Genomic DNA, 24389 nt, shown 5'->3' on the forward strand with positions numbered 1-24389 from the left:
AGCCCCGCCCCCGCCACCAGCAGGCCGAAGGCGCCCCAGGGGTCGCGCACCCGGTCGGCATGGCGCGCAGCCAGCGCGCTGCCAATGGCCAGGCCGGCAAGGTACGTTGCCAACACCACGGTAAAGGCGAAGGTACGCGTGCTGAGAAACTGCACGATGGCCTGCGACCAGACCACTTCGTAGCCGAGGGCAATGCCGCCGGCAGCGGCATACAGCACCAGCGCCAGCCGGCCGTTGGCGGCATCGCCGCCGGCAGCGGCGCCTTGCCCGGCAGCGGCGGCAACCGGTTCGGCCGCAGCTCGCGTACGTGCCGCCAGCAACCAGGCCGCCAGCGCGGCGGCGCCATTGAGCACGCCCGCCGCCACCGCACTGCCCAGGATGCCCAGCAGCGACACCAGCACAAAGCCGGCCAGCAGCGTGCCGGCGATCGCGCCGGCGGTGTTGGCGGCATACAGCCGCCCGCCATGCACGCCCACACGGCCGGCGCCTGGCGTCAGCACGCGCATCAGCACCGGCAAGGTGCCGCCCATGGCGGCTGCAGGCAGGATCACCAGCACAAAGGGCAAGGCCCACGCCAGCCATCCGGTGCGCTGCTCCAGCCAGGCGAACGGCGCTGCCGCATGCGCCAGCGCCACGGTGGCGCCGATGCCCAGCACCAGCACGCCGATTTCGAGCCACGCATACAGGCGCAGCGGATTGCCGTGGCGGTCGGCCACGCGGCCGAACAGCCAGCCGCCCAGGGCCAGCCCGGCAAAGAAGGCGCTGACCGCGGTGGTGACCGCGTGCACGTCGACGCCCACCACCAGCGACAGCTGGCGGATCCAGACGATCTGGTAAACCAGTCCGGCCGTGCCGGATATAAACAGCAAAACGGCCGCCCAAAGCCACGTCTGGTCGGCCGTGTTGCCCCGCAGCGCCAAGGCGGATGCGGAATATTCGGTCTTCGCGGAGCGCGCCCGGCGCCCGTCCTTGCCACCATTGCCGCCCGGGGCGGCATGAGATTCGATCATGAACTGGACCGTTGGCGCGAAGGCCCGCGCGTACGTGGGCCTTCGCCGGTTTCAACTGCCGTCACAGGCGGACGGCGCTGATGACTGACTGCATTACTTCTTCTTCATCGATTCTTCAATCTTCTTGTCGACCTGCTTGCGTACCTGGTCGATGCTGAAGCTCGCCGGATGCTGGCTCGGCGGATAGGTGACGAAGGTCTCCAGGAAGGCCGTCGCCTTCAGCGTTGCCATGCCGGTCAGGTACGCGTTCTTGCCCAGCCAGTCGTTGTACTGGTCAGACACGATATCCGCACGCTCATACGGGTCCATGCGCAGGTTGAAGACCTTGGGTACCCGCAGGCACTTGAACGGGTCCTGCCATACCTGGAAACCGCCCGGCGTAGTCTGCTCGCAGAACACGACCTTCCAGTTGTCAAAGCGCATTGCCACCAGATCGCCATCGTCATTGAAGTAGAAGAACTCGTTGCGTGCGCCCTTGTTGGTCTGGCCGGTCAGGTATCCCAACTGGTTGTAACCGTCGAGGTGCACCTTGGCGTTCTTGCTGCCAAGTGACGCGCCCTTGAGCAGCCGGTCCTTGATATCGCCATCGCCGGCGGCCGCCAGCAGCGTCGGGAACCAGTCCAGCCCGGAGAACATCTCGTTGCTGACGGTGCCTGGCTTGATCTTGCCTGGCCAGCGGACCATCGCCGGTACGCGGAACGCGCCCTCCCAATTGGTGTCCTTCTCGCTGCGGAACGGCGTGGTTGCCGCGTCTGGCCAGGACCACTGGTTGGGGCCGTTGTCGGTGGTGTAAATAACGATGGTGTTGTCCGCGACCTTCAGGTCATCGAGCGTCTTGAGCAGCTTGCCGACGTCGCCGTCGTGCTCGATCATGCCGTCGGCGTATTCGTTGCCGGGCATGCCGCTCTGGCCCTGCATGGACGGACGCACATGGGTAAACGCGTGCATGCGGGTGGTGTTCATCCAGACAAAGAACGGCTTGTCGGCCTGGACCTGCTTGGTGATGAACTTCTGCGCAGCGTCGGTGGTCTCGTCGTCGATGGTCTCCATGCGCTTGGTGGTCAGTGCGCCCGTATCCTCGATCTTGCCGTCGGCCGTGGAGTGCAGCACGCCCCGCGGTGAAAAATTCTTCACATACGGGTCGTTCTTGTCCTTCGGCCAGTACGGGCGCTGCGGCTCTTCCTCGGCGTTCAGGTGGTAGAGGTTGCCGTAGAACTCGTCGAAGCCATGCTTGGTCGGCAGATACTCGTCGCGGTCGCCGAGGTGGTTCTTGCCGAACTGGCCGGTGGCATAGCCCAGCGGCTTGAGGGCTTCGGCAATGGTCACGTCACGAGCCTGCAGGCCGACGGGAGCACCCGGTGCGCCCACCTTGGACAGACCGGTGCGCAGCGGCGACTGGCCAGTGATGAACGACGAGCGGCCCGCCGTGCAGCTGTTTTCGGCGTAGTAGTCGGTGAACATCATCCCCTCACGGGCGATGCGGTCGATGTTCGGCGTGCGGTAGCCCATCACGCCCATGCTGTAGGCGCTGATGTTGGTCTGGCCGATGTCGTCGCCGAAGATCACCAGGATGTTGGGCTTCTTGCCCGACGTATTGACAGCAGCTGGCGCGGAAGCGGCTTCAGGCGCAACCGGCAGGTTGGACTGCGCCGGCGGCTGTGCCGGCGTCGCGGACGTGTCCGGCGCCGCTGCCGGAGCCGGCGTTGCCGGCTGCTGCGCGGCAGGCGCCTGCTGTTTGGGCTCGTCTGCCTTCTTGCAGCCGGCGATCGCCGCAATGGCGATCGCCATTGCGGCCATGGCAAAGCGCGCGCCGCGCCTTGCCGGGGTGGACTCTGTCATTCGTTGCATTGCTGCTCCCGATAGTCAAACTGCTTCGACCTGCGTCCGGCACACGTGGCATGCCGGCTTCCTTTTCTGCCTACTTCGCACCAGCCGTGGGGTAAACCTGCTGCCAGTCCTGCTTCATGCTGACTACCGTCCAGCCCTTGGCGCGGGCAGCGTCCAGTGCCTTGTCGAGCTTGCCCACCTTTGACTGGCGGTCATAGGCGAACTCGCGCTCGGCATCGTCGTGATGCACCAGCACGCCCATGCGCGGACCGTCGCCGCCGGTGGTGTACTCCAGCATCTGCAGGTCGCCGTCGGAGTTGCCCACGGCAAGGATCGGCCGGCGGCCGATATGGCGGTAGATGCCGACCGGCTTGCCCGGCCCGTCATCCACGAATTCCAGCTTGGGGTCGCGCACCAGCACCGGCTTGCCGTCGCGCACCAGGTAGCGCACGGCCTGCGAGGAGCCGATCACCTGCTCGGGCGGAATGCCGTAGGCAGCCTGGCTCCAGGGGCGCATGAACTCGATGGTGCCACCGGAGACGATGTAGGTCTTGAAGCCGTTGGCGCGCAGGTAGGACAGCAGTTCCAGCTGCGGTTGATAGACCAGCTCGGTATAGGGCCGGTTGAACTTGGGATGCCGCGATTTCGCCAGCCAGTCGCGGATGGTGCGGTCATACTCGTCCGTGGTCATGCCGCTGTTGGCCGTGGCGATCAGGCCGGCCAGCTGCTTCTCGTTGCGCATCAGGCCCTCCATGTCGTTGGCCATCAGCGCCTTGAAGGCGGGGTTGCTGCGCCACTCCGGGTGTTGCGGCGCCGCGGCGCGAATCTGGTCGAGCAGGAAGAAGAACTGGAAGTACAGCGGCTGCTCGCTCCACAGCGTGCCGTCGTTGTCGAACACGGCGACGCGCTCCTCGGGTGCGACGAAACCGGGCGATCCCGGCCGCGTCACGTCGGCAACGAACTTCAGCAGTGCCTGCCGGGCCTGACCATCGCGCCACGACGCCAGTGCCGTCCCCGCCGGCTGCACCGCCTGCGCCGCGGTATCCGGCGCAGCGGGCGCAGTCGCGGGGGTGGAGCAGCCGGCCAGCGCCAGGCCGGCCAGCGCCAGCGCCGCGATGACTTTGCGCAAGTGGCTGGCAAGGATTGACGGGGACGCTGCGATGTTCATGTTGTTCGCTCCTGTCACGTGCTGCCGTGGTTGAAGTCACGTGTCGCGCGCGGGGCTAGCGCGCTAACGGGTCTGCTTTGCCGGCCATGGCCACCGGTGGCCGCCGCTGCAGTTCGGCCCAGCGGCTCTCGTCCATCACCAGGCGGAAGCCGAGGTGCGACATGCTGTTGAAGGGATCGGTCCCGCGCCGTGCGCTGGGGCGGTAGCTCAGGCAGAAATCCTCGTTGCACAGGAACGAGCCACCGCGCGTGACGCGCTTGGGCGCGTTGACCGGCACGCCGGGTTCGGACGGATCCCAGGACACCAGCGGCCCCATCGGGTTTTCGATCGGCTGGGCCTTGCCGGCCTCGCGCCGGAACTGGTCGGCCCGATACCAGTCGGACACCCACTGCCAGGCATTGCCGGTCATGTCGGCCAGGCCATAGCCGTTGGGCGGGAACGTGCCAACCGGGCTGGTGCCGAGCGCCCCGCCCGCCTTGGGGCTGACCACCGGGAACGGCTGGTTCTGCTGGCCCTGCCAGACATTGGCCATCTGCTTGCCGTCGGGGGCGAACTGCTCGCCCCAGGCATAGGTGGCTTGCTCCAGCCCGCCGCGCGCGGCAAACTCCCATTCCGCCTCGGTGGGCAGGCGCTTGCCGGCCCACTTGGCGTAGGCCTGCGCGTCTTCATACGAGACCTGGACCACCGGGTGGTTGTCTTTGCCTTCGATCGAGCTGCCGGGGCCGGTCGGATGGCGCCAGTCGGCACCGGGCACATAACGCCACCAGCGCGAGTAGTCCTGCAGCGGCACCGGCCGCGGCGTGCCCACGAAGACCATGCCGCCGGCCACCATGGCGCTGTCGGGCGGGCGCGGCGTGCCGGGCGGCAGCTGGACCCGCAGGGTTTCCCAGTCAGGTGCCCGTTCCGCGGTCGAGACGTAGCCGGTGGCTTCGACGAACTTGCGGAATTCCGCATTGGTGACGTGGTGCTGGTCCATCCAGAAGGCGTGCACACGCACCTTGTGTGCCGGCTTCTCGTTGGCCTGGGCCATCTTGCTGTCGCTGCCCATCAGGAATTCGCCGCCGGGCACGCGCACCATGCCAGCGGGTCCGCGCTTGCCATCGCCGATGACGATGGCGGGCGCCGTTGGCGTCCGCCCCTGCATGTACCAGTAGCTGGCGCCGAGGCCTGCTGCGACCCCGAGACCCAGCAGCACCAGGATCAGTGCCTTCTGCCCGCTGCGCCGTCCCGCGGCAAGCGCAACTGAGCCGGAACGCCCCGCGCCCGCGCCGGGATTGCTGCCTTTACGTCGTCCGCTCATTCACTCCGCCTCTTTGTATACAAGAATCATGCTGACTCAGCGCAAACCATGATCTCAGATGGCTACGGCTATCAGAAGTCAGCTTTTTCTCGTTCGGAGGCCAAGTGAATTAAGTTTTTCTTGCGCGCACTGCCACTGGCGCCCTGCTCATCGCTCGCTATCTGCCCTTGGCACCATCTTCGTCAGGGCCGCCGGATCTTCCTCACCCTCATTGAGGATGCCGTAGTCTGCCGGAAACAGCGCTGCCAGCGGTGGCGGATACTGAAAGGCGTGCAGCGGCTCCAGGTTTTCGCCAGCGTCGATCACGAACACCTCGATCAAGCGGCTGCGGCCGCCGTTCTCCTGGCCGGCCACATAGTAGTGAACGCGGTTTTGCCAGACGAAGTGCCCGCCGAAGTAAGGCCTGGAGACATCCGGCAGCCCGGCCAGATGCGTTTCGCAGAGCAGCACCGCTTCGCGCAGGTAGTTCCGGCTGGCCGTCTCATCCGGGGCAGACAGCCTGGCAACCATGCCCCGCCTGTCCTTGATCTTCTTGGCTGCCATAGCGTAGCGAGCAGGTTGAGCGCGTGGGCGCCAGGACACCCTACCGGCACATGGAGCGGTTCCGGCAACTCAGTGCCATGCGCTCCCCACCTGGATATAGAAGGCGTTCTGGCCCTTGCTGTGGGCCACGTCAAGACCGATCGAGACACCGAGCTTGCGCGCAATCATGTAGCGAAAGCCCGCACCGACGCTGTAGACGGTCGAGGCATCGGAAAAATCATGCCAGCGCCCGTATGCCTTGCCGACACCGGTGAAGCCCAGCAGCGACCAGCGCGGCGTCACGTCCCAACGCAGCTCCATTTCAGCCGCCAGCGCATTGCGGTCCTGGTAGCGCCCCTTCTGCACCCCGCGCAAGTCCACAAACGGCTGCGCGTAGAACGGCACGTCGCCGGTGGAAAAGCGCGTATCGGCGCGCAGCCCCAGGATCACGGTGCGCGCCAGCGGCAGCCAGGTGAAGCCGCGCGCGTTGTACATATTGAATGACTGCGTGCTGCCAAAGCCGCCGCGCGCAAACTGCGCCTCCAGCTCGGCATAGCTGCCGCGGCTGGGATAGAAGATGTTGTCGCGCGAGTCGTAGTCCACCACCAGCCCGGCCTTGCCGATGCGCTGGGTCTTGTCGAAGCTGCCGAGTTCACCCGCATCGCCAACCTTGAAGGTCGCGGTCGAATCGAAATACACGTAGCGCGGCCCCACGTACCAACGCGTATCGGCAACCCGCACGAGCAGTTGTTGCACCAATGCCACGCCTCTGAGTTCGTAGGCACGGGGCTGGTTCAGCAAGCCGAAGTAGTCCAGGTTTGCATTGACCTTGGCGATGCCCCCAAGATAACGGTAGCGGTCGCCGTCCCAGGTGTGGAAGTGCGCCACGCCGGCGCCCCAGGTGCCGTTTTCCGTATACGCACCGCCGATGGCAGTAATGTTCGGCGGTGCGGGCCCCTTTCCACTGGCCTTGGCGCTGGCCGCCGCATCCGCCATGGATTCGGAGAAAAACATCAGCCCCAGCCCGCCGCCGTAGCCAACGGCTGGTTCCGTGATAACGACCGGCACCGGCAGCGCGCCCTTGTGATTGAGCAGGAAGTCGCTCATGTCCAGCTTGCCGTCCTCAGGATCGAAGAACGACAGCGGTTTCTTTTCAGCCGGCGCTTCAGCCTGGCCGAAGGCGGCGCCGCACCAGAGCAAGGCCAGTGCGCCTAGCAGCGATGCAATGCGCTGGCTTGCCTGGGAGCGGGTCATCAGCAAGTTATGAAAGGTCCCTGTTTATGGCTACAGCGGGAACTGGATATTCAAGCCCATGAACACCTGGAATTTGGGCACCCCGACTCCCTCGTGCCCCACCGTCCATTGCGGCTCGGCAAACACGTTGTAAGTTTCCTTGCCGATTTTCCAGATCTTGCCCGCGCCGATACCGAGGGGGATGTAATAATTCCCACGCTTGAGGTCGAAATTCCAGGTCGCGCTGCTGCGCAGGTACCAGCCTTGCGGCAGGTTATAGATCACGAACGGCTGCGCGGTCAGGTTATCCTGGGTGGGCCGGTCGCTTTCCCCGGCAAAGGAATGCTGCCAGGTCACGAGCCCGCCGATCATGCCCCATTTCTGCGGGGAGATAGCCACGCCGGCCAGGCCGGCTTGCCATTTCCCGGTGCCGGTCTGGTCGCGCGATGCCGTCGGGATGGTCAGCTGGGGCCCGATGCCCCATTCCATCCCCATCCCCTTGAGCAGGACCAGGTTGAACAGGTTCAGGTCGCCCAGCCCGGTCTTGCTGCCGTCCGGCGCCACGTTCGGCGTGGTCACGACCGGCATCGTAAACCGGACGATCTGCGGCAACCCGAACAGCTTATGTGGAATGGTGCCGCGCAACAAGACGCTGTTGCCGTCCTCGTCGCCGAGTCCGTAATAGCGCCCCACATACTGGTCCTGCAGATTCAGGGTAATAGTCGGGCTCAGCGGATTGTTTGACGAATTCATGTCCTCTGTCGATGGCCCGGCCGCACTGGCAAGCAGCGGCAAGATCACCGCAACGCTACCCGCAGCTAGCCGTGGTTTCTGCATGACTGAATTCATTTCGAAAGGCCGCCCTGAACGAAATTGGTAACACCCGCCATTGAATATGGCGTTTCCATCATCGCAGAGCGTCTCAGGGCTTGTGAAGTAAATATTTACGATGCCGTGATGAAGATTTTCATCGGTTTGCGCGCTGGCAGTGACGGCGGTCTTTGCTGGTAGTATGCAATTTCGCAAAGACAAAAAGGTGGGGGCATTGCCTTACCGTGTGATTTCACTGTAGCTGGCGCTGGCAGGCATGCGCCAGGGGTTGGCATTCCGGCAAGCGCCGGGCCGGCCTTGCACTTCATATTCCGTGAATATGTCAAAGACCATCGCAAACCGGCTCGCCGTTGCTGCCCCCTTCCTCTTTGCCTGTGCGGGTGCGCACGCGACTGAAGGCGCCCTGGGGCGACCCGTGACCGGCACCAGCGTGCTCCCCAATGTAGGGATCGTGTCGCCGGAGCCGGCGCTGATCGTGAACGTCGGCGAGATCTACCTGGATGGCTCGATCAGCGGCAGCCGCAGCGTGCCCATCGCGGGCAAGGCAGCGCTGGGCGTGGACGGCAAAGTCGCGTTCACCCTGGCAACGGTGATGAAAGTCTGGGACACCGACACCGGCCCCTGGAACTTTGCCTCCAGCTTCACGCTGCCCTATGTCTGGACCAAGGTGACCGCCAACCTCAGCGTGGGCGGGCTGGGGGGCAAGACGCAGGACACCGCATCGAACCTGTTCGACATTACCTTCGCACCGATCATCGCGGGCTACCATTTCTCGAAGACCGAGCACGTGGCGCTGAGCCTGAACGTGTGGGCGCCGACCGGCAAGTACGACCCCAACGCCCTGGCCAACCCCAGCCTGAACAACTGGACCTTCATTCCGCAGGTGGCCTACACCAAGCTGTTTCCCGAACAAGGGCTTGAGTTCGATGCCGTGGCCGGGATCCAGTTCTACACCCGCAACAACGCCACCGATTACCAGAACGCGCCGCTGTTCACGCTCGACACCATGCTGCTCAAGCGCTTCGCCAACGGTGCCGGCCTCGGGCTGATCGCGGGCACGACGCAGCAGCTCGGCGACGACAGCGGCCCGCTCGCCGACCGCCTGAACGGCTTCCGCGGACATGACTGGGCGGTGGGCCCGATCGTCACCTACGACACCAAGATCGGCGCCAAGAGTCTGCTCTCGCTTGGCCTGCGCTGGGTGCCGACCGTCGCCAGCAAGAACCGCCTGAAGAGTACGAACACATTCATGGGGACGGCGACTATCGTGTTCTGAGGCCTGTGCGTTCCCCCGCGGCAAGGCAGAATGCATGCCATGCACCCCTTTGGGCAAGTTGAAGTACGCACGCAATAGTGCCTGCCTTGATCACGCGCAAGCCCTCAACCTTTTCAAGCCTGCAAACTGGCATCCATGACCTCAGTTCCCTCCCCTTCAACCGGTGCCACCGGCACCAATGCCTCAACCAGTCAGCCCTCCCCACCGCCAACTCGCCGCCGTCCGGCTCCGGTGCCGCGCGGCCGCTTCGCGTGGCTCACCGGCACGCTCAGCTGGACGCTGCTGATCGGCAGCACACTGTTCTGGTGCGCGCTGCTGTTCCCGCTCGCGCTGCTCAAGCTGGTGCTGCCGTTTGCCGCCGTCAGGCGGCGCATCGATCCGATGCTCAACGGCATCGCCACCGCCTGGATCTCCGGCAACACCGGCTGGTTCGCGTGGATCCAGCGTGAGCCGTGGGACGTCCAGGGCAATGAGGGACTGCGCTATGCCGACTGGTACCTGGTCAACTGCAACCACCAGTCGTGGGCCGATATCTTCGTGCTGCAGCGCTCGCTGAACCGGCGCATCCCGCTGCTGAAGTTTTTCCTGAAACAGCAGCTGATCTATGTGCCGGTGATCGGGCTGGCGTGGTGGGCGCTGGACTTTCCGTTCATGAAGCGCCACGGCAAGGCGCAGCTGCGGCGCAATCCGGCGTTGCGGCGCCAGGACCAGGAAACGGCCAAGCGCGCCTGCGCGAAGTTTTCGCTGGTGCCGACCAGCGTGATGGTGTTTGCCGAAGGTACCCGCTTCACCGAGGCCAAGCGCGCGGCCCAGGACTCACCGTACCGCCATCTGCTCAAGCCCAAGGCCGGCGGGCTGGCGGTGGCGCTGAATGCGATGGGCAACAAGTTCCGCTCCCTGCTCGACGTCACCATCGTGTACCCGGAAGGCGCGCCAGGCTTCTGGGACCTGGCCTGCGGACGCGCCGGCCCGGTGCTGGTGCGCATGCGGCAGTTGCCGGTGCCGCCGGCCTTCTGCGAGGCCGACTACGGCAGCGACAAGGCCTTCCGCACGGAATTCCACAACTGGCTGGCACGCCAGTGGGAAGCCAAGGACGCCGAGATCAATGCGCTGACGCCGCCGCGCGAAGGCTGAAGCCCTGCTACCCGGGCAGTCGCTCGACTGCCCGCTTCCCCTGTCCCACCGCCGCGGTCAGCGAAGGGCTGCCGGCATTGTCGCTGTTGGCGATGCTGATATTGCCCACGCCGGCCAGCCCTGGCCACACCGCGTCGGGCGCCACGTTCTCAGCGGCCAGGCTGTCGGGCATATAGCTGTAGCCATGCGCCCAGCGGTTGACGGTGATGCCGCGGATCACGTCCTTCGAAGCAAAGCCCTTGTGCCCGAGCATGCGGTCAAGCTGCGCGCGGATGTCGCGCTCCAGCGTGTCGAACGGCGTGCCCAGCAGCAAGGCGCGGCCCGCGCGGAAGCGGTCGCGCGCCTGCATGCCGCTGTCAGGCACGGTCGGGACATAGAGCATGTGCAGCACGGCCGGATCGGAGGGCTGCCTGCCCGCCGGCGGCTCCAGCCACAGGTCGGTATAGGCCATGGCCGGCGCGTGGATGCGGCGCGTGCGCAGCGCGGCGAACGCCTGCCAGTGGTCGAGCGCCACCTTGGTGTAGACCAGCGGCGCCTTGGCCTCGTTGTGCAGCACCTCTTTCTGCTTGGCCGGCAGCGACGGCAGCAGGTACGGGATCATCATGTTGTAGCCGGCCAGCACCACGTGGCGCGCCTCGACGCGATGCAGGTTGCCGCTGAACCCGTAGGTCACGCGCGTGATATTGCCGTCGGGCTCGACCGCGATCGCGGTGCTGTTCAGGCGCAGGCGCACCGGCTGCCCGTCGCGGTCCAGCCGGCTGTAGTCGAACGCGGCCGACACCACATCGGCCGGCCGGGCGATCGACGCCGCGCCCGGGATCAGGCTCTGCACCAGCAGCCGTGCCAGCGAGGCATTGCCATCCGGAAACCACAGGCGCGATGCCGGCGACTTGCCAAGCCGCGCATTGCCCGCCGGCGCGGGCATGTTGGCGCCGGCAGGCAGGCCGATGGCGATGGCGTCGGCAACCGAAATGCCATCGGCATCGAGCGCATAGGCATCGTTGCTGCGGCTGCGCAGGAAGCGCTGCCCGGCCAGGCCGATGCCGGCCTTGTCACGCAGGAAGCTGGCGTAACGCATGGAGCGCAGCGCTGCCGCGCGCTCGGTGCCGGACAGCGCCGGCAGGTAATCGGTGGTGCCGGCGGCCAGCCGCGCCAGCGCGGCGCGGTCCGCCACAGGCAAAGGCGTGTTGTCCAGGAAGCGCGACAGGGCAGCCGCATCCGGGGCACCGGCCTGCTGCCCGCTGCGGGAATCGATCAGCTCGCCGAACGGATCGCCAGCCACCCACTGGTCGCGCCCGAAATGCTCGGCATCGAAGAACACGGCGCGGCCCATGCCGAGCGCGGCATAGGGATCCGCAGGCACAGTGCCAGGCGGGCGCGTGGCATCGAGCCCGATCCCCGCCAGCAGTTCGCGCACCGCGGCGTCGCTGGCAGCGCCTGCCGGCATTTCTGCACTGCCGCCATAGGTCACCAGCCGCTTGCCGCGCACCGTGAACTCGTTGCGCTTGGCATGGCCGCCGAAGTCGTCGTGGTTGTCCAGGATCAGGATGCGCCGGTTGGCGCCGAAACGGCGCCGGTAGAACCACGCCGCCGCCAGCCCGCTCAGCCCGCCGCCGACCACCACCAAGTCGAAAGCCTCGCGCGCCAGCACGACCGGGTATTTCGCGCCCTCGCGCGCCAGGCTGTGCGCCAGCGTGTAGGTGCCGGCATGGTTGCCGCGCAGGCCGGTCAGCGCGGGCGGATACGCCACGCCTGCCCCGCCCTGCTGCGCGTGCAGCAACTGCACGGGCGCAAGGCCGGCGGCAATGGTCAGGGCGGTGCCGTTGAGGAAGTCTCTGCGCGTAATCGTCATCGGGTGCTCATCGGGATGCGTCGCCTGCCGCAGCCGGGTGCTGCGCGGCCAGCGCCTTGCGCCGTGCCGCCACGGCGGCTTCCGGCACCGGCGCCGCGCGGTTGCCCCAGCTGCCGCGGATAAAGGTCAGCACATTGGCCAGTTCCTGGTCGTCCAGCGTCCAGCCATAGCCGGGCATGTGGTAATCCGCCGGCGCGGTGCCCACGCGCGCGGTCACGGCGCCGTCGAGCAGCAGGTTCACCAGCGAGGCCGGGTCGGGATCGGCCACGGTGGGGTTGCCGGCCAGCGGCGGGAACACGCGGGCAAAGCCCTTGCCGTCGGCGCCATGGCAAGGCATGCAGAACACCGCGTACTGGCGCGCACCGGGCACATCGAAGCGGCCCTGCCGCAGCTGCTGCGCGGTGGCGGCATCGTGCCGGAACGGCTTGTCCTCGCCGCGCGCGCCGGGCAGGGATTTCAGGTAGGCGGCCACGGCATCGAGGTCGGGCGCGCTCATGTACTGGGTGGCGGTGGAGATCACCGTGGACATCGGCCCGAACGAGGTCGCGTGCCCGTTGCGCCCGGTGCGCAGGAACTCGGCGATATCCGCGCGCGACCACGCGCCCAGGCCGGTGACCTGGTCGCCGGTCAGGTTGGTGGCGGACCAGCCCTCCACGCTCGCCCCCGACAGGAAATGGCGGCTGCGCTCGTCCAGCCCCTTCTCGGCGAACAGGTTGCCGCGCGGCGTATGGCAGGCGCCGCAGTGCGCCACCGCCTGCACCAGGTAGGCACCGCGGTTCCAGGCTGCGCCGCGCGCGGGGTCGGTGCGGACCGGGTCGTCATCGACGAACAGGACGTTCCACACCGCCAGCAGGCTGCGCATGCTGAACGGCCAGCGCATCTGCGGCGCGGGATTGTGCTGGGTGACCGGCGCCACCTCGGCACGCAGGTAGGCGTACAGCGCCGCCACGTCCTCGGCGCGCATGCGCGCGTACGAGGGATACGGCATCGCCGGATAGAGCCGCTTGCCGTCGCGCGCCACGCCGTGGCGCAAGGCGCGGTCGAACTCGGCCAGGGTATAGGCGCCGATGCCGCTGCCGGTATCGGGCGTGATATTGGTCGAATGGATCGTGCCGACCGCCGTGCGGATCGGCAGGCCGCCGGCGAAAGGCTTGCCGCCTGCGCTGGTATGGCAGGCGGCGCAGTTGGCGATGCGCGCCAGGTAGCGGCCGCGTTCGATCTGTTGCGTGTCGGTGGCGGCCAGCGCCATGCCCATGGGCAGCAGCACCGCCAGCGTCAGGCTGGCCAGCTTGCGCAGCGCGCGGGATGTGGCGATATCAAGTCCTTGGGGCAAGAGAAGCATGGGGGCAGTCAGTTCACGCAGCCGACGCCGCCCAGTTTGCCGCCAGCACCAGGCACACCACCAGCCCCGCGGCCACGGCCACGCCGGTCAGGATCAGCGGCACCGGGCGCAAGGTGTCCAGGTCGCGCTGGTGCTCCTGCCCCTGGCGCAGGCCAAAGAAGCCCCACAGCACGGTCCGCAACAGCCTCAACGGGTTCATGGCATCTCCTTGCACAACGCCTTTGTGTACGAGATGCCGATTATGGGCTGTGCACGCCATCCATAACAGCATCAGATACCAGGAAAATTTACGTATCAGTTTGCCTGGCGGGGAGATAATGCGCTGACCCGCCAAGCCCCCGCCAAGCCGCCATGAAACGCTACGAAGCCCTTGCCGAAACCCTGGCCGCCGATATCCGCAATGGCAGCCTGCCGCCGGGCACGCGCCTGCCGTCGATCCGCAAGACCGTGGCCCAGTATGGCGTCAGCCCCTCGACCGCGTTCCAGGCCTATTACCGGCTGGAAGAGCGCGGACTGGTGCGGGCGCGCGAGCGCTCCGGCTACTACGTGGCGGGACCGGCACGGCGCGAGCTGCCCCAGCCGCAGGCGCGGCCGTCGCGCCAGGTGTCGACGCAGGTGGACATCTCCAAGCTGGTGTTCGCCGTGCTGGAAGGCGCGCGCGACCGCGAGCTGGTGCAGTTCGGCTCGGCCTTTCCGTCGCCCGAGCTGTTCCCGTGGGAGCGGCTGGGCAAGTCGCTGGCGCGCGCCGGCCGCGCGCTCGACCCGTGGTACTCGGTCAACGACCTGCCGCCGGGCAATGCCGCGCTGCGCCGCCAGATCGCACTGCGCTACCTGGGCGCGGGCGCGCCGCAGCCGGCCGAGGACCTGATCGTCACCAACGGCGCGCTCGAGGCGCTCAACCTGTGCCTGATGGCGGTGACGCAGCCGGGCGACGTGGTGGCAATCGAATCGCCCGGCTTCTATGCCTCGCTGCAGGCGCTGGAGCGGCTGCGGCTCAAGGCCGTGGAGATCCCGGTCGACCCCGCCGAAGGCATCGACCTGGGCGCGCTCGACACCGCACTGTCACGGCACCCGGTCAAGGCGTGCTGGTTCATGACGCAGTTCCAGAATCCGCTCGGCGCCAGCATGTCGGAAGACAAGAAGAAGGCGCTGGTGGCCTTGCTGGCGCGCCACCAGGTGCCGCTGATCGAGGACGATGTCTATGGCGAGCTCTACTTCGGCAACCGCTGCCCGCTGCCGGCCAAGGCCTTCGACACGCAGGGGCTGGTGATGCACTGCAGCTCGTTCTCGAAGACGCTGGCGCCGGGCTTCCGCATCGGCTGGGTGGCGCCGGGCCGCTTTGGCGAGGCCATCCAGCGGCTCAAGCTGATGACCACGCTGTCGGCCGGCGTGCCCACGCAGGTGGCGCTGGCCGAATACCTGCAGCACGGCGGCTACGACAAGCACCTGCGCAAGCTGCGCCACATGCTGGAGACGCAGCAGGGCCGCATGATCGATGCCATCGGCCAGCATTTCCCGGAAGACGTGCGCGTGTCACGGCCGGAGGGCGGGTATTTCCTGTGGGTCGAGTTTGCGCCGGGCTTCGATGCGCTGGCGCTGCACCATGCCGCGCTCGACGCCGGCATCGGCATTGCGCCGGGTCCGATCTTCTCCGCGCGGCAGGGCTACCGCAACTGCATCCGGCTCAACTACGGGCACCTGTGGAGCGACGAGGCCGAGGCCGCCGTCGCCACCCTCGGGCGGCTGATCGCGCAGCAAGGCAGCTAGCGCGCATCGCGATGGCGGCGCAGCGCCCACTCCAGGGTTTCGAACGCGGCCTGCACCACCAGTGCCAGCACCGCTGCCGGGATCGCGCCCGCGAGCAGCAGCGTGGTGTCGTTGAGCGCCAGCCCGGTGGCAATGCGCTCGCCGAAACCACCGGCGCCGACAAAGGCCGCGATGGTCGCAGTGCCCACGCTGATGATGGCCGCGGTCTTGATGCCCGCCAGCAGCACCGGCAAGGCCAGCGGCAGCTCCACGTAGCGCAGCACCTGCCCGCCGCGCAGCCCGAGCGCACGCGCCGCGTCGCGCATACCCTGCGGCACCTGTTCCAGCCCGGTCGCGGTATTGCGCACGATCGGCAGCAAGGCATAGAGAAACAGCGCCACCATGGCCGGCCAGACGCCGATGCGGCCCAGCAGCGGAATCAGCATCGCCAACAGCGCCAGCGACGGCACCGTCTGCAGCACGCTGACCACGCCAAGCACCGCCTGTCCGGTGCGGCGCCGCCGCGCCGCCAGCATCCCCAGCGGCACGCCGACCAGCGTGGCGGCACCGACCGCCCCCGCCACCAGGCCGACATGGCGCCGCGCCAGGCGCGTGGTGTCGGGCCCGAACAGCGCGGCAAACAGCCGGCCGCGCGGCCCGGCACCGTCATGCGCTGCCTTTTGCCCCGCAGTGCCGGCCAGGAACGCGCGCGCGATCGCGTCGAATGACTGGCCATCGATCTCCGCCGCCGCATTCATGGCGATCATGTCGTCGGCGCTGACGCGCCCGGCCAGCCGCTCCAATGCCTGCCAGGCCTGCGGGAAGCGCTGCGGAACGTCGAGGCGGTAGACCACTACCGCGTCGTAGCGCGGGAAGTAATGCCGGTCGTCCTCCAGCACGCGCAGCTTGTACTTGCGGATCTTGGCGTCGGTGGAATAGATGTCGATGGCATCGACCTGTCCCGCGGCCAAGGCCTCGTAGGCGACGCCGTGATCCAGCCCGAGCGGGCGTTGCGGCAGCCCATAGCGGCTGGCCAGCCCCGGCCAGCCGTCGGCGCGCCCCAGGAACTCGTGGGACAGGCCGAGCCTGAACTGCGGCTGCGCGGCGAGGTCGCTCAGCCGGCGCAGCGCGCCGGCGCGGGCATCGTACACGGCCAGCGCGTAGGTGTTCTCGAAACCAAGCGGAATTGCCGCGCCCAGCCCCATCGGCGCCAGTGCCCGCTGGATGGCATCGAGGCCGGCCCCGGGGGGCTGCTTGAGGATTTCGGCGGCGAGCGTGCCGGTGTAGTCGGGATAGAGGTCGATGCTGCCGGCCTTCAGCGCCTCGAAGACGATCGCGGTATTGCCCAGCCCTGGCTGGTGCTGCGCGGCGCCGGGCGGCCCCGCGGCCTGGGTCAGCAGTTCGCCAAGGATGTACGACTCGGTGAAGCGCTTGGAGCCGATGCGCAGCGGATCTGCCGCGCGCGCCGGCATCGCGCCCGCGAGTGCGGCAGCCAGCACCCACGCCACTGCCCGCCACAGCGCGCGCCCTGTTCTCCCAATCTCCCGACTGCCGTGGATCCAAGCCAAAACGTCTGTCCCGATATGGGGCCGGTGTGCGCCCGGCATCGCTACATCATAGCTGCCGCATGTCCTTATCCCGAAATTGTATTTGCCTTTTGCATGATGAAGGCGTCAGAATCCGGATTACACATACATTAATACCGAGACCCGGCCCGCCATGGAAATCCGGCAACTGGAAGCCTTCGCCGCAGTCGTCACCACCGGCAGCGTCACCGCCGCCGGGCGCCTGCTCGGCCGCTCGCAGCCGGCCATCACGCGGCTGATCCAGGAGCTGGAGGCCGAGCTGGGCTTTGCCCTGTTCACCCGCAGCGGCCCGCGCGTCAGCCCGACCGAGCAAGGCTTCCTGCTCTATGACGAAGTCGAGCAGACGCTGGCCGGCATGCAGCAGATCCGCACCCGCGCCGCGGCGCTGGCGCGCGGCGATGGCCGGCCCCTGCGCATTGCCGCGACCCCAGCGCTGGCGGCCGGCCTGCTGCCGCCGGCGCTGGCGCTGGCCTTTGAGCGCGGGCTGTGCGCGCCGGAACGTGTCGCGGTGCAGAGTGTGTCGCCCGAACAGGTGGTGCACGCGGTGCTGACCGGCGCCGCCGACATCGGCCTGAACAGCCTGCCGCTGGAACACCGCGGCGTGACCGTGCACTGGATCGGCCAGTCCGCATGCGTCGCAGCCGTGCGTGCTGACGACACACTGGCCGCGCAGCCTGCGATCGCGCTGCAGGACTGCCGCCGGCGCCGCATCGTCACCATGCAGAACCCGTACCGGCTGCGCCGCCGCGTCGACCGGGCCCTGGCTGGCGCCGGCGTGCCCAAAGCGGGCGTGATCGACACCAACACCTCGATCAGCGCGCTGACCCTGGTGCGCGCCGGGCTGGGCATCGCCGTGCTGGAGCCGGTGACCGCCCGCGGCCTGCCGCTGGCCGATATCGCCGTGCGGCCCATCGATGCCGATATCCCTTTCTACTTCGGCGTGATCACGCCACAGGCCCGCCCGGCCAGCACGGCGGTGCTGGGGCTGGTGCAGGCCGTGGCCGACGCCGCCGCCGCGCTGTTGCCCGACCTGGTGCGGCGCGATCCCGCCGAACACGGCGCGCTGCTGCAATCGCTCTATGGCAATGCCAGCGACGACGCTGACACGCTCACGCAAGATGCCGGACTTCCAAGCCATGACTGACCTATCCGCTCCCGCCCTTACCCCCGCCGCCGGCCTGGCCGCGCTTGAAGCGCGCCTGCGCCGGGACCTGTCCTGGCTGGACCTGCCCGCCAAGGCCTGGACCATGCCGCGCAGCCACGATGGCCAGGACGTGCTCGACGCCGCCGTCATCGGCGGCGGCATGGCGGGACTCGCAGCCTGCGCCACGCTGACGCACCTGGGCATCCGCGTGCGCGCCTTTGACCGCGCCCCGGCGGGCTTCGAAGGTCCGTGGGCCACCACCGCGCGCATGGAGACGCTGCGCTCGCCCAAGCAGCTGACCGGCCCCGCGCTGGGCCTGCCGGCCCTGACCTTCCGCGCCTGGTTCGAGGCGCAGTTCGGCGAGGCCGCCTGGCAAACGCTGGACAAGATCCCGCGCCTGCAATGGATGGACTACCTGCGCTGGTACCGAGAGGTGCTGGCGCTGGATATCCGCAACCAGCACCAGGTCGATGCCATCGTGCCGCGCGCGGACGGCCTGGTGGCGCTGTCGATGCAGACCCCGGACGGCCCGCACACCGTGCTGGCGCGCCGCGTGGTGCTGGCCACCGGCCGTGACGGCCTGGGCGGTGCCTACGTGCCGCCGGTCGCGGACACGCTGCCGCGCCACCTGTGGGCGCATTCTTCGGACGAGATGGACTACGCCAAGCTGCGCGGCAAGCGCGTGGGCGTGGTCGGCGCAGGCGCCTCGGGCATGGACAGCGCCGCGACCGCGCTGGAGGCGGGCGCCGCCAGCGTCGAAATGCTGATCCGCCGCCCGGACATTCCGCGCGTCAACAAGAGCAAGGGCGCCGGCAATCCGGGCCTGACTTTCGGCCACTACGGGCTGTCCGATGCCTGGAAATGGCGGCTGCGCCATTACATCAACACCCAGCAGGTGCCGCCGCCGCGCGGCAGCACGCTGCGCGTGTCGCGCCATGCCAATGCCTACTTCAACCTGGGCGCAGCGCTGGAAGCGATCGAGGCGCAAGGCGATGTCCTGTACGTGCAGACACCGCAGGGCACGTTCGAGCTGGACTTCCTGATCTTCTCGACGGGCTTTCGCATCGCGCTGGAAACACGGCCGGAGTTCGCCGCCTTCGCCCCGCATATCCGCTTCTGGCGCGACCGCCATGCGCCGCCCGCGGGCCAGGAAGACCGCGAGTTGTCCGATTCTCCCGATCTCGGCGCAGCCTTCGAATTCCAGGAGAAGACGCCCGGCGCCTGCCCCGGCGTCACGCGCATCCACTGCTTCTGCTATCCGGCGGCGCTGTCGCATGGCACCGTGTCCGGCGACATCCCGGCGATCAGCGACGGCGCACGCCGGCTCGGCCAGGGCATTGCCGCGCTGCTGTACCAGGAAGACGTTGAGCTGCACTACGCCGCGCTGCAGGCCTATGCCGAACCCGAAGTCTTCGGCGACGAATGGGTGCCGGCCCCGCCGCCGGTGCTGCGCACCGCCAAGGCCTGAATCCCACCCGACCTGAACCCAGAGAGTCCGATGACCCAGCCCCCGACTTCCACGGTCGACCTGATCGACCAGCTCACCGGCCTCGCGCCGGGTAGCGCCACGCACGCGCTGCGCCACCAGCGCAACAAGGTCGTGGCCGCCACGCAAGGCAGCTACGACGCCCTGTTCGACCCCGCCCTGCCTGGCCTGTCGCTGGCAGAGCGCCTGCTGGTTGCGCTGTACGCGGCACGCCTGACGCCGTCGACGGCACTGGCCGCACACTATCGCGCGCGCCTTGAGCAAGCCGGCGCAGATGCCAGCCAGGTCCGCGCCGCGGCCGAAGGCCAGCCGGAGGATATTGCCGACACGCGCCTGCGCGCCATGCTGGAGTTCACCCGCAAGCTGATCGAAAAGCCCGTTGAGGGCGACAAGGCCGCGCTGCAGGCCCTGCCCGCCGCCGGCCTGAGCACCCCGGCAGTGGTCACGCTGGCGCAACTGGTCGCCTTCCTGTCGTACCAGGTCCGGCTGGTGGCCGGCCTGGATGCGCTGAAAGCACTGAACGACAACGCCGCAGGAGCCCAGGCATGAGCGAGATCATCAAATCCCACGGCTTCACTAATGAAGTCCTCGACTGGAAGGCCTGGCTGGACGTGGTCGAACTCGACCAGGCCACGCCCGAGCAGGTCGCCGTACTCGAAGAGAGCCATCCCAAGGCCAAGGTCCAGGATTACTACCGCTTCCTGGTGCACCAGCCCGAAATCCTGCGCCAGCGCTCCACCGCCTTCAACGCCATCATGTACGCCCCCGGCGGCATGCCGCGCGCCGAACGCGAGCTCTCCACCACGGTGGTGTCGCGCATCAATGGCTGCGTCTACTGCGCATCGGTCCATGCCCAGCGCTTCGAACAACTGGCCAAGCGCAACGACGTGATCCGCCAGGTGTTCGACGATCCCCATACCGCCGGCACGACTGCGCGCGAGCGGGCAATCGCGAAGTTCTCGATCGAACTGACCGAGCGGCCCGCCGTAGTCACTGCCGACCAACTCAAGCCGTTGCGGGAAGCGGGCGTCACGGATGCGGAAATCCTGGACCTGATCCACTCGATCGCCATCTTTGCCTGGGCGAACCGGCTGATGCTGAACCTGGGCGAGCCGGTGTTTCCGGAGCAATCCGGGGAGTAAGCCGTCAGGCGCCAGCCGCAATGCGCGCGGGCGCACAGCCCGCGCCGTGATGCACCGCCAGCCAGACACTGGGCTGGCTGGCATCGGTCCACGCCACCCGGTGGCGGCAGTGGGCCGGAAGGTGCAGCCAGTCACCCGGCTTCATGGGATGCTGGCCGGACTGGCCTTCGATCTCGATGGCGGCGCTGCCGCTGACCAGCAGCACCCATTCCGCCTCTGCACTGTCGTACCAGAAGCCCTCAGGACTGGTCTGCCCGTTGGAGACGATGCGCTCGATCCGCAGCCCGGGCCGTTCCAGCAGCGGTTGGAAGAGTTCCTGCACCGCGCCGGCCGGGACGTCCGCCAGCAGGTTTCCGTGTTCAGGCTGCATGCTGCCTCCGGGAAGTCTTGGTTGCCGAACCCGTCAGTTGCCCGGCCCCGGCGCCAGTACGTCGCGCGCGCCGTTGCGGCCCATCGGCGACACCAATCCAGCTACCTCCATCTGCTCGATCAGGCGTGCCGCGCGGTTGTAGCCGATGCGCAACTGGCGCTGCACGGCGGAGATCGATGCACGGCGGCTGGTCAGCACAAAGCTGGCGGCTTCGTCGTAGAGCGGGTCGGCCTCGCCCTCGCCCCCGCCGTCACCGAACAGGTCGGTGCTGCCGGCCTCGGCCGGGTCGCCGGCGAGGATGGTTTCATCGTAGTCCGGTTCGCCGAATTGCTTCCAGTGCTCCACCACGCGGTGCACTTCGTCGTCGGCAACAAAGGCGCCATGCACGCGCTGCGGGTAGCCGGTGCCGGGCGGCAGGAACAGCATGTCGCCCTGGCCGAGCAGGCTCTCGGCGCCCATCTGATCGAGGATGGTGCGCGAATCGATCTTGGACGAGACCTGGAACGCCACGCGCGTCGGGATATTGGCCTTGATCAGGCCGGTGATCACGTCCACCGAGGGGCGCTGCGTGGCCAGGATCAGGTGGATGCCGGCGGCGCGCGCCTTCTGTGCCAGGCGCGCGATCAGTTCTTCGATCTTCTTGCCGGCGACCATCATCAGGTCGGCCAGTTCGTCGATCACCACCACGATCATCGGCAGGCGCGACAGTGGCTCGGGCGCGTCCGGCGTCAGCGAGAACGGGTTCGGCACTTTGCGCTCGGCGGCCTCCGCGGCGCGGATCTTCTGGTTGTAGCCGGCCAGGTTGCGCACGCCCAGCGCGGACATCAGCTTGTAGCGCTTTTCCATCTCGCCGACGCACCAGTTGAGCGCGTGCGCGGCCTGCTTCATGTCGGTGACCACCGGCGCCAGCAGGTGCGGGATGCCCTCGTAGACCGACAGTTCCAGCATCTTGGGGTCGATCATGATCAGGCGCACGTCTTCGGGCGTGGCCTTGTACAACATCGACAGGATCATGGCGTTGACCGCCACCGACTTGCCCGAGCCGGTGGTGCCGGCCACCAGCAGGTGCGGCGCGCGGGCCAGGTCGGTCACCACCGGATTGCCGGTGATGTCCTTGCCCATGGCCAGCACCAGCCGCGAATGGTGGGCCTGGAACGAGGCCGCGTTGACGATCTCCGACAGCCGGATCATCTGCCGGCGCGCATTGGGCAGCTCCAGCCCCATGCAGGTCTTGCCGGGAATGGTCTCGACCACGCGGATCGAGGTCACGCCCAGCGCGCGCGCCAGGTCCTTCATCAGCCCGACCACCTGGGCGCCGCGCACGCCCATGGCGGGCTCGACCTCGAAGCGGGTGATCACCGGGCCGGCACCGGCGCCAACCACGGCCACTGGCACCTTGAACTCGGCCAGCCGCTGGGCGATCAGCTCGCCGGTTTCGCGCAGGCGCTCTTCCGATACCTGTTCGGCGCTGTCGACGCCGGTCTCCAGCAGTTCGGCCGGTGGCAGGCGGTAGTCGACGACGGGGCGCGGCGGCGGCGCGACCGGCACCGGCACGGGCGCAGGCTGGGCGGCAGCGAGCGGCACGGTGCGGCCGACCACGGCGGGCAGCACGATGCGCGGCTTGGCGGCCGGGGTCGGCGCCTGGTTAAGTGCAGGCACCTCGGCGGGCTCGGGAACCTCCGGGGCTTCAGTCGCTGCAGTCACTTCTGGCGGTTCGGCCGCTTCAGCAGGCTCGGCCGCATCCGCTTCCGCGTCCTCGGCGATCAGGCCATTGCCGTCCATCAATCCGCCGGGTTCGTTGTCCTCCGCGGGTGCCGGGATGCTGGCATCGAGAGCGCTGCCCTCTTCCATCGCGGAGCTTGCCACGGCCTGGGCTATGGCCTCGGCCGCGGTGACATCCAATTCGGGCGCGGCTGTTGTAAGCGCGTCAGGTTCGACATTGGCAACGACGTGATCTCCGCTCCCGGCTTCGGCTTCGGCTTCGGCTTCGGCTTCGGCTTCGGCTTCGGCTTCGGCTTCGGCTTCGGCTGGCAGGGTGACGGTAGCCAATGCGTGCGGTTCCGCGTCGACGGCAATGTCCGGCGCCACGTCCGGCACAGCCGCGTCCGGTTGTTGCGGTTCCGGCGCAGCCGCTTGCGCTACCACTGGCTTGCCTGCCAGCGCCTGCAACTCGGCCAGCAGGTCGAGGGCTTCCTGCCGGATCGCGGCAAGCGTGGCTTCGTCGGCTTCGGCCGGCACGGAATCCGGCGCGATGTCGCCAACTATATCGGTGTCTGCAGACACCGGTTCCATGACAGGTGCGTCAGGCGCTGCCACTGCCTCGGGTTCCGCGCTGGCAACCGGCTGCGCGGGAGCGGCCACGGCTTGCGTGGCACCAGTGAGGGCCGGCGCTACGGCGGCGGCTTCGGCCGGCACTGATACGGCGGCAGGTACCGTGACGGAAGCAGTGGCCGAGGCGACGCCCTTGCCGGAAGCCTCGGGCAGCGTCGTAATCGCCGAACGCACCAGCGGCTGCGGCTGGCGGAACGGGCTGCTGACGACCGTGCCGCGCAGGGGCTGCGCCGGGCGCGGCGCCGGAGCCGGTGAAGGGGCTGCCGTCGGGGCCGGCCTGCGCGCCGCCGGCTGGGCCGGACGCGGCGCCGGTGCCGCCGCGGCGGGTGCGGGCGGCGCGCTGCGCGCCGGCTTGACCGCGCCCGGCGACTCGGCGTGGTGCAGCCAGATCTCGCCCGGCTGCGGCGGGGATTCACGCGTGCGGCGCGGCGGTTGCCAGGCGGGCTGGCGGCGCGCCGAGACCGCTTCGAAGCTGCGATGGCGCGTGGCGGGCGCGGTCCAGCCGGGGTTGCCTGCCGCCGGCGCATCGCGGCGCTCTGCCTCGCGCATCGGCTGGGTGGCAGCAAAGGAAACCGGCGGCTCTTCCGGCGCCGCGTCAGGCGCGGCGGCGCGGCGCGGCTTGCGCGAAAACAGGCTGCGCCAGGTTTCACCGAACACCATCGGCGCGGCCAGCGCCAGTACGCCCAGCATCAACAGCAAGGCACCGGTCCAGCCGAACAGGTTGCCCATCATGCCGGCCAGTGCGCGACCAGCCGAACCGCCGGCGCTCGAGTCCGGATCGCTGCCACTGGTCAGTGCTTCCAGGCTGGCGCTCGCGCACAGCACGGCGAGCGTGCCAAGCCAGACGCGCAATGAGCCGGGCCCTGCCAGCCGGCGCTCGCCGGCGAGCCAGCGCGTCACCAGCCGCCAGACCAGCGGCACTATCCAGAAAGTCGAAAATCCGAACCAGCCAAAACCCATTATCGACATGCCATGTTCAAAACTACGGGCAGCGATTGTAGCGGTTATGGCAGGCGGCGATTGAATCGGAAAGCGCAAATATTCGTAACGCAGCGCGTTTCCGGGGCGATTGCGCTACGAGCCCTGTGC

Annotated in this window: 20 protein-coding genes; 7 read left to right on the forward strand and 13 right to left on the reverse strand. The window is 68.1% G+C overall.

The genetic code is table 11. The features are described from left to right. The 7 genes from AC3WON_RS17085 to AC3WON_RS17115 form a co-directional block, all read right to left on the reverse strand. On the reverse strand, positions 1–1010 hold a 1010-nt coding region (locus tag AC3WON_RS17085), incomplete at its 3' end, for a fused MFS/spermidine synthase (RefSeq protein WP_492352335.1). A gap of 93 nt (positions 1011–1103) precedes the next feature. After that, on the reverse strand, positions 1104–2849 hold the full coding sequence (locus tag AC3WON_RS17090; protein ID WP_492320210.1) for an arylsulfatase: 1746 nt from the start codon (positions 2847–2849) through the stop codon (positions 1104–1106). A gap of 79 nt (positions 2850–2928) precedes the next feature. Continuing rightward, a complete protein-coding gene (locus AC3WON_RS17095; protein ID WP_492320209.1) occupies positions 2929–4005 on the reverse strand; it encodes an HAD family hydrolase in 1077 nt (358 codons plus the stop codon). Positions 4006–4060: 55 nt separating this feature from the next. Next, positions 4061–5305 (reverse strand): formylglycine-generating enzyme family protein, encoded by a 1245-nt coding sequence (locus tag AC3WON_RS17100; protein WP_492320208.1) that lies wholly within the window; start codon positions 5303–5305, stop codon positions 4061–4063. A 147-nt stretch (positions 5306–5452) separates the two neighbouring features. Beyond that, a complete protein-coding gene (locus AC3WON_RS17105) occupies positions 5453–5848 on the reverse strand; it encodes a hypothetical protein (RefSeq protein ID WP_492352336.1) in 396 nt (131 codons plus the stop codon). A 69-nt stretch (positions 5849–5917) separates the two neighbouring features. Then, positions 5918–7081, reverse strand: a complete 1164-nt coding sequence (locus tag AC3WON_RS17110) for a BamA/TamA family outer membrane protein (RefSeq protein ID WP_492352337.1) — start codon at positions 7079–7081, stop codon at positions 5918–5920. A 30-nt stretch (positions 7082–7111) separates the two neighbouring features. Beyond that, positions 7112–7897 carry a hypothetical protein gene (locus tag AC3WON_RS17115; RefSeq protein ID WP_492352338.1) on the reverse strand — a complete coding sequence of 262 codons (786 nt, stop codon included), beginning with the start codon at positions 7895–7897 and terminating at the stop codon, positions 7112–7114. A 313-nt stretch (positions 7898–8210) separates the two neighbouring features. Between AC3WON_RS17115 and AC3WON_RS17120 the strand changes: the two genes are divergently transcribed. Together AC3WON_RS17120 and yihG are read left to right on the forward strand one after the other, a co-directional pair. Further along, positions 8211–9167: a SphA family protein gene (locus AC3WON_RS17120; protein WP_492352339.1), complete on the forward strand. Its 957-nt coding sequence runs from the start codon at positions 8211–8213 to the stop codon at positions 9165–9167. A 231-nt stretch (positions 9168–9398) separates the two neighbouring features. Further along, entirely contained in the window at positions 9399–10301 is a 903-nt protein-coding gene (yihG, locus tag AC3WON_RS17125; RefSeq protein ID WP_492352360.1) for a 1-acylglycerol-3-phosphate O-acyltransferase, YihG family, read from the forward strand. Between the two features lie 7 nt (positions 10302–10308). Here yihG and AC3WON_RS17130 read toward each other — a convergent pair whose 3' ends face one another. Genes AC3WON_RS17130 through AC3WON_RS17140 form a run of 3 tightly spaced genes read right to left on the reverse strand, consistent with a single transcriptional unit; the run spans position 10309 to position 13694 of the window. Further along, positions 10309–12153 carry an NAD(P)/FAD-dependent oxidoreductase gene (locus AC3WON_RS17130; RefSeq protein ID WP_492352340.1) on the reverse strand — a complete coding sequence of 615 codons (1845 nt, stop codon included), beginning with the start codon at positions 12151–12153 and terminating at the stop codon, positions 10309–10311. Positions 12154–12160: 7 nt separating this feature from the next. Then, positions 12161–13495: a c-type cytochrome gene (locus AC3WON_RS17135; protein WP_492352341.1), complete on the reverse strand. Its 1335-nt coding sequence runs from the start codon at positions 13493–13495 to the stop codon at positions 12161–12163. 13 nt (positions 13496–13508) lie between these two features. Further along, positions 13509–13694 carry a DUF2970 domain-containing protein gene (locus AC3WON_RS17140; RefSeq protein ID WP_340527259.1) on the reverse strand — a complete coding sequence of 62 codons (186 nt, stop codon included), beginning with the start codon at positions 13692–13694 and terminating at the stop codon, positions 13509–13511. 152 nt (positions 13695–13846) lie between these two features. On the opposite strand from AC3WON_RS17140, the gene AC3WON_RS17145 reads away from it, so the two are divergent. Next, entirely contained in the window at positions 13847–15262 is a 1416-nt protein-coding gene (locus AC3WON_RS17145) for an aminotransferase-like domain-containing protein (RefSeq protein ID WP_492352342.1), read from the forward strand. Here AC3WON_RS17145 and AC3WON_RS17150 read toward each other — a convergent pair. Then, positions 15259–16740: a glycine betaine ABC transporter substrate-binding protein gene (locus tag AC3WON_RS17150; protein WP_492352343.1), complete on the reverse strand. Its 1482-nt coding sequence runs from the start codon at positions 16738–16740 to the stop codon at positions 15259–15261. The genes AC3WON_RS17145 and AC3WON_RS17150 overlap by 4 nt on opposite strands. 220 nt (positions 16741–16960) lie before the next feature. On the opposite strand from AC3WON_RS17150, the gene AC3WON_RS17155 reads away from it, so the two are divergent. The 4 genes from AC3WON_RS17155 to AC3WON_RS17170 are packed head-to-tail and all read left to right on the forward strand — an operon-like array spanning position 16961 to position 20599. Next, entirely contained in the window at positions 16961–17971 is a 1011-nt protein-coding gene (locus AC3WON_RS17155; protein WP_492352344.1) for a LysR family transcriptional regulator, read from the forward strand. After that, the gene (locus AC3WON_RS17160; protein WP_492352345.1) at positions 17964–19439 is read left to right on the forward strand and encodes an FAD-dependent oxidoreductase; all 1476 of its coding nucleotides are present in this window, start codon (positions 17964–17966) and stop codon (positions 19437–19439) included. The genes AC3WON_RS17155 and AC3WON_RS17160 overlap by 8 nt, the downstream gene beginning before the upstream one ends. A gap of 30 nt (positions 19440–19469) precedes the next feature. Next, a complete protein-coding gene (locus AC3WON_RS17165; RefSeq protein WP_492320198.1) occupies positions 19470–20006 on the forward strand; it encodes a CMD domain protein in 537 nt (178 codons plus the stop codon). Next, positions 20003–20599 carry a peroxidase-related enzyme gene (locus AC3WON_RS17170; RefSeq protein WP_492320197.1) on the forward strand — a complete coding sequence of 199 codons (597 nt, stop codon included), beginning with the start codon at positions 20003–20005 and terminating at the stop codon, positions 20597–20599. The genes AC3WON_RS17165 and AC3WON_RS17170 overlap by 4 nt, the downstream gene beginning before the upstream one ends. 4 nt (positions 20600–20603) lie before the next feature. Here the strand turns inward: AC3WON_RS17170 and AC3WON_RS17175 are convergent, their stop codons facing one another. Both AC3WON_RS17175 and AC3WON_RS17180 read right to left on the reverse strand, forming a co-directional pair. Beyond that, on the reverse strand, positions 20604–20969 hold the full coding sequence (locus tag AC3WON_RS17175) for a cupin domain-containing protein (protein ID WP_492352346.1): 366 nt from the start codon (positions 20967–20969) through the stop codon (positions 20604–20606). A 33-nt stretch (positions 20970–21002) separates the two neighbouring features. After that, positions 21003–24260 carry a DNA translocase FtsK 4TM domain-containing protein gene (locus AC3WON_RS17180; protein WP_492352361.1) on the reverse strand — a complete coding sequence of 1086 codons (3258 nt, stop codon included), beginning with the start codon at positions 24258–24260 and terminating at the stop codon, positions 21003–21005. Between the last annotated feature and the right edge of the window lie 129 nt (positions 24261–24389).

The sequence above is a fragment of the Cupriavidus sp. FW305-46 genome, from assembly GCF_058787075.1.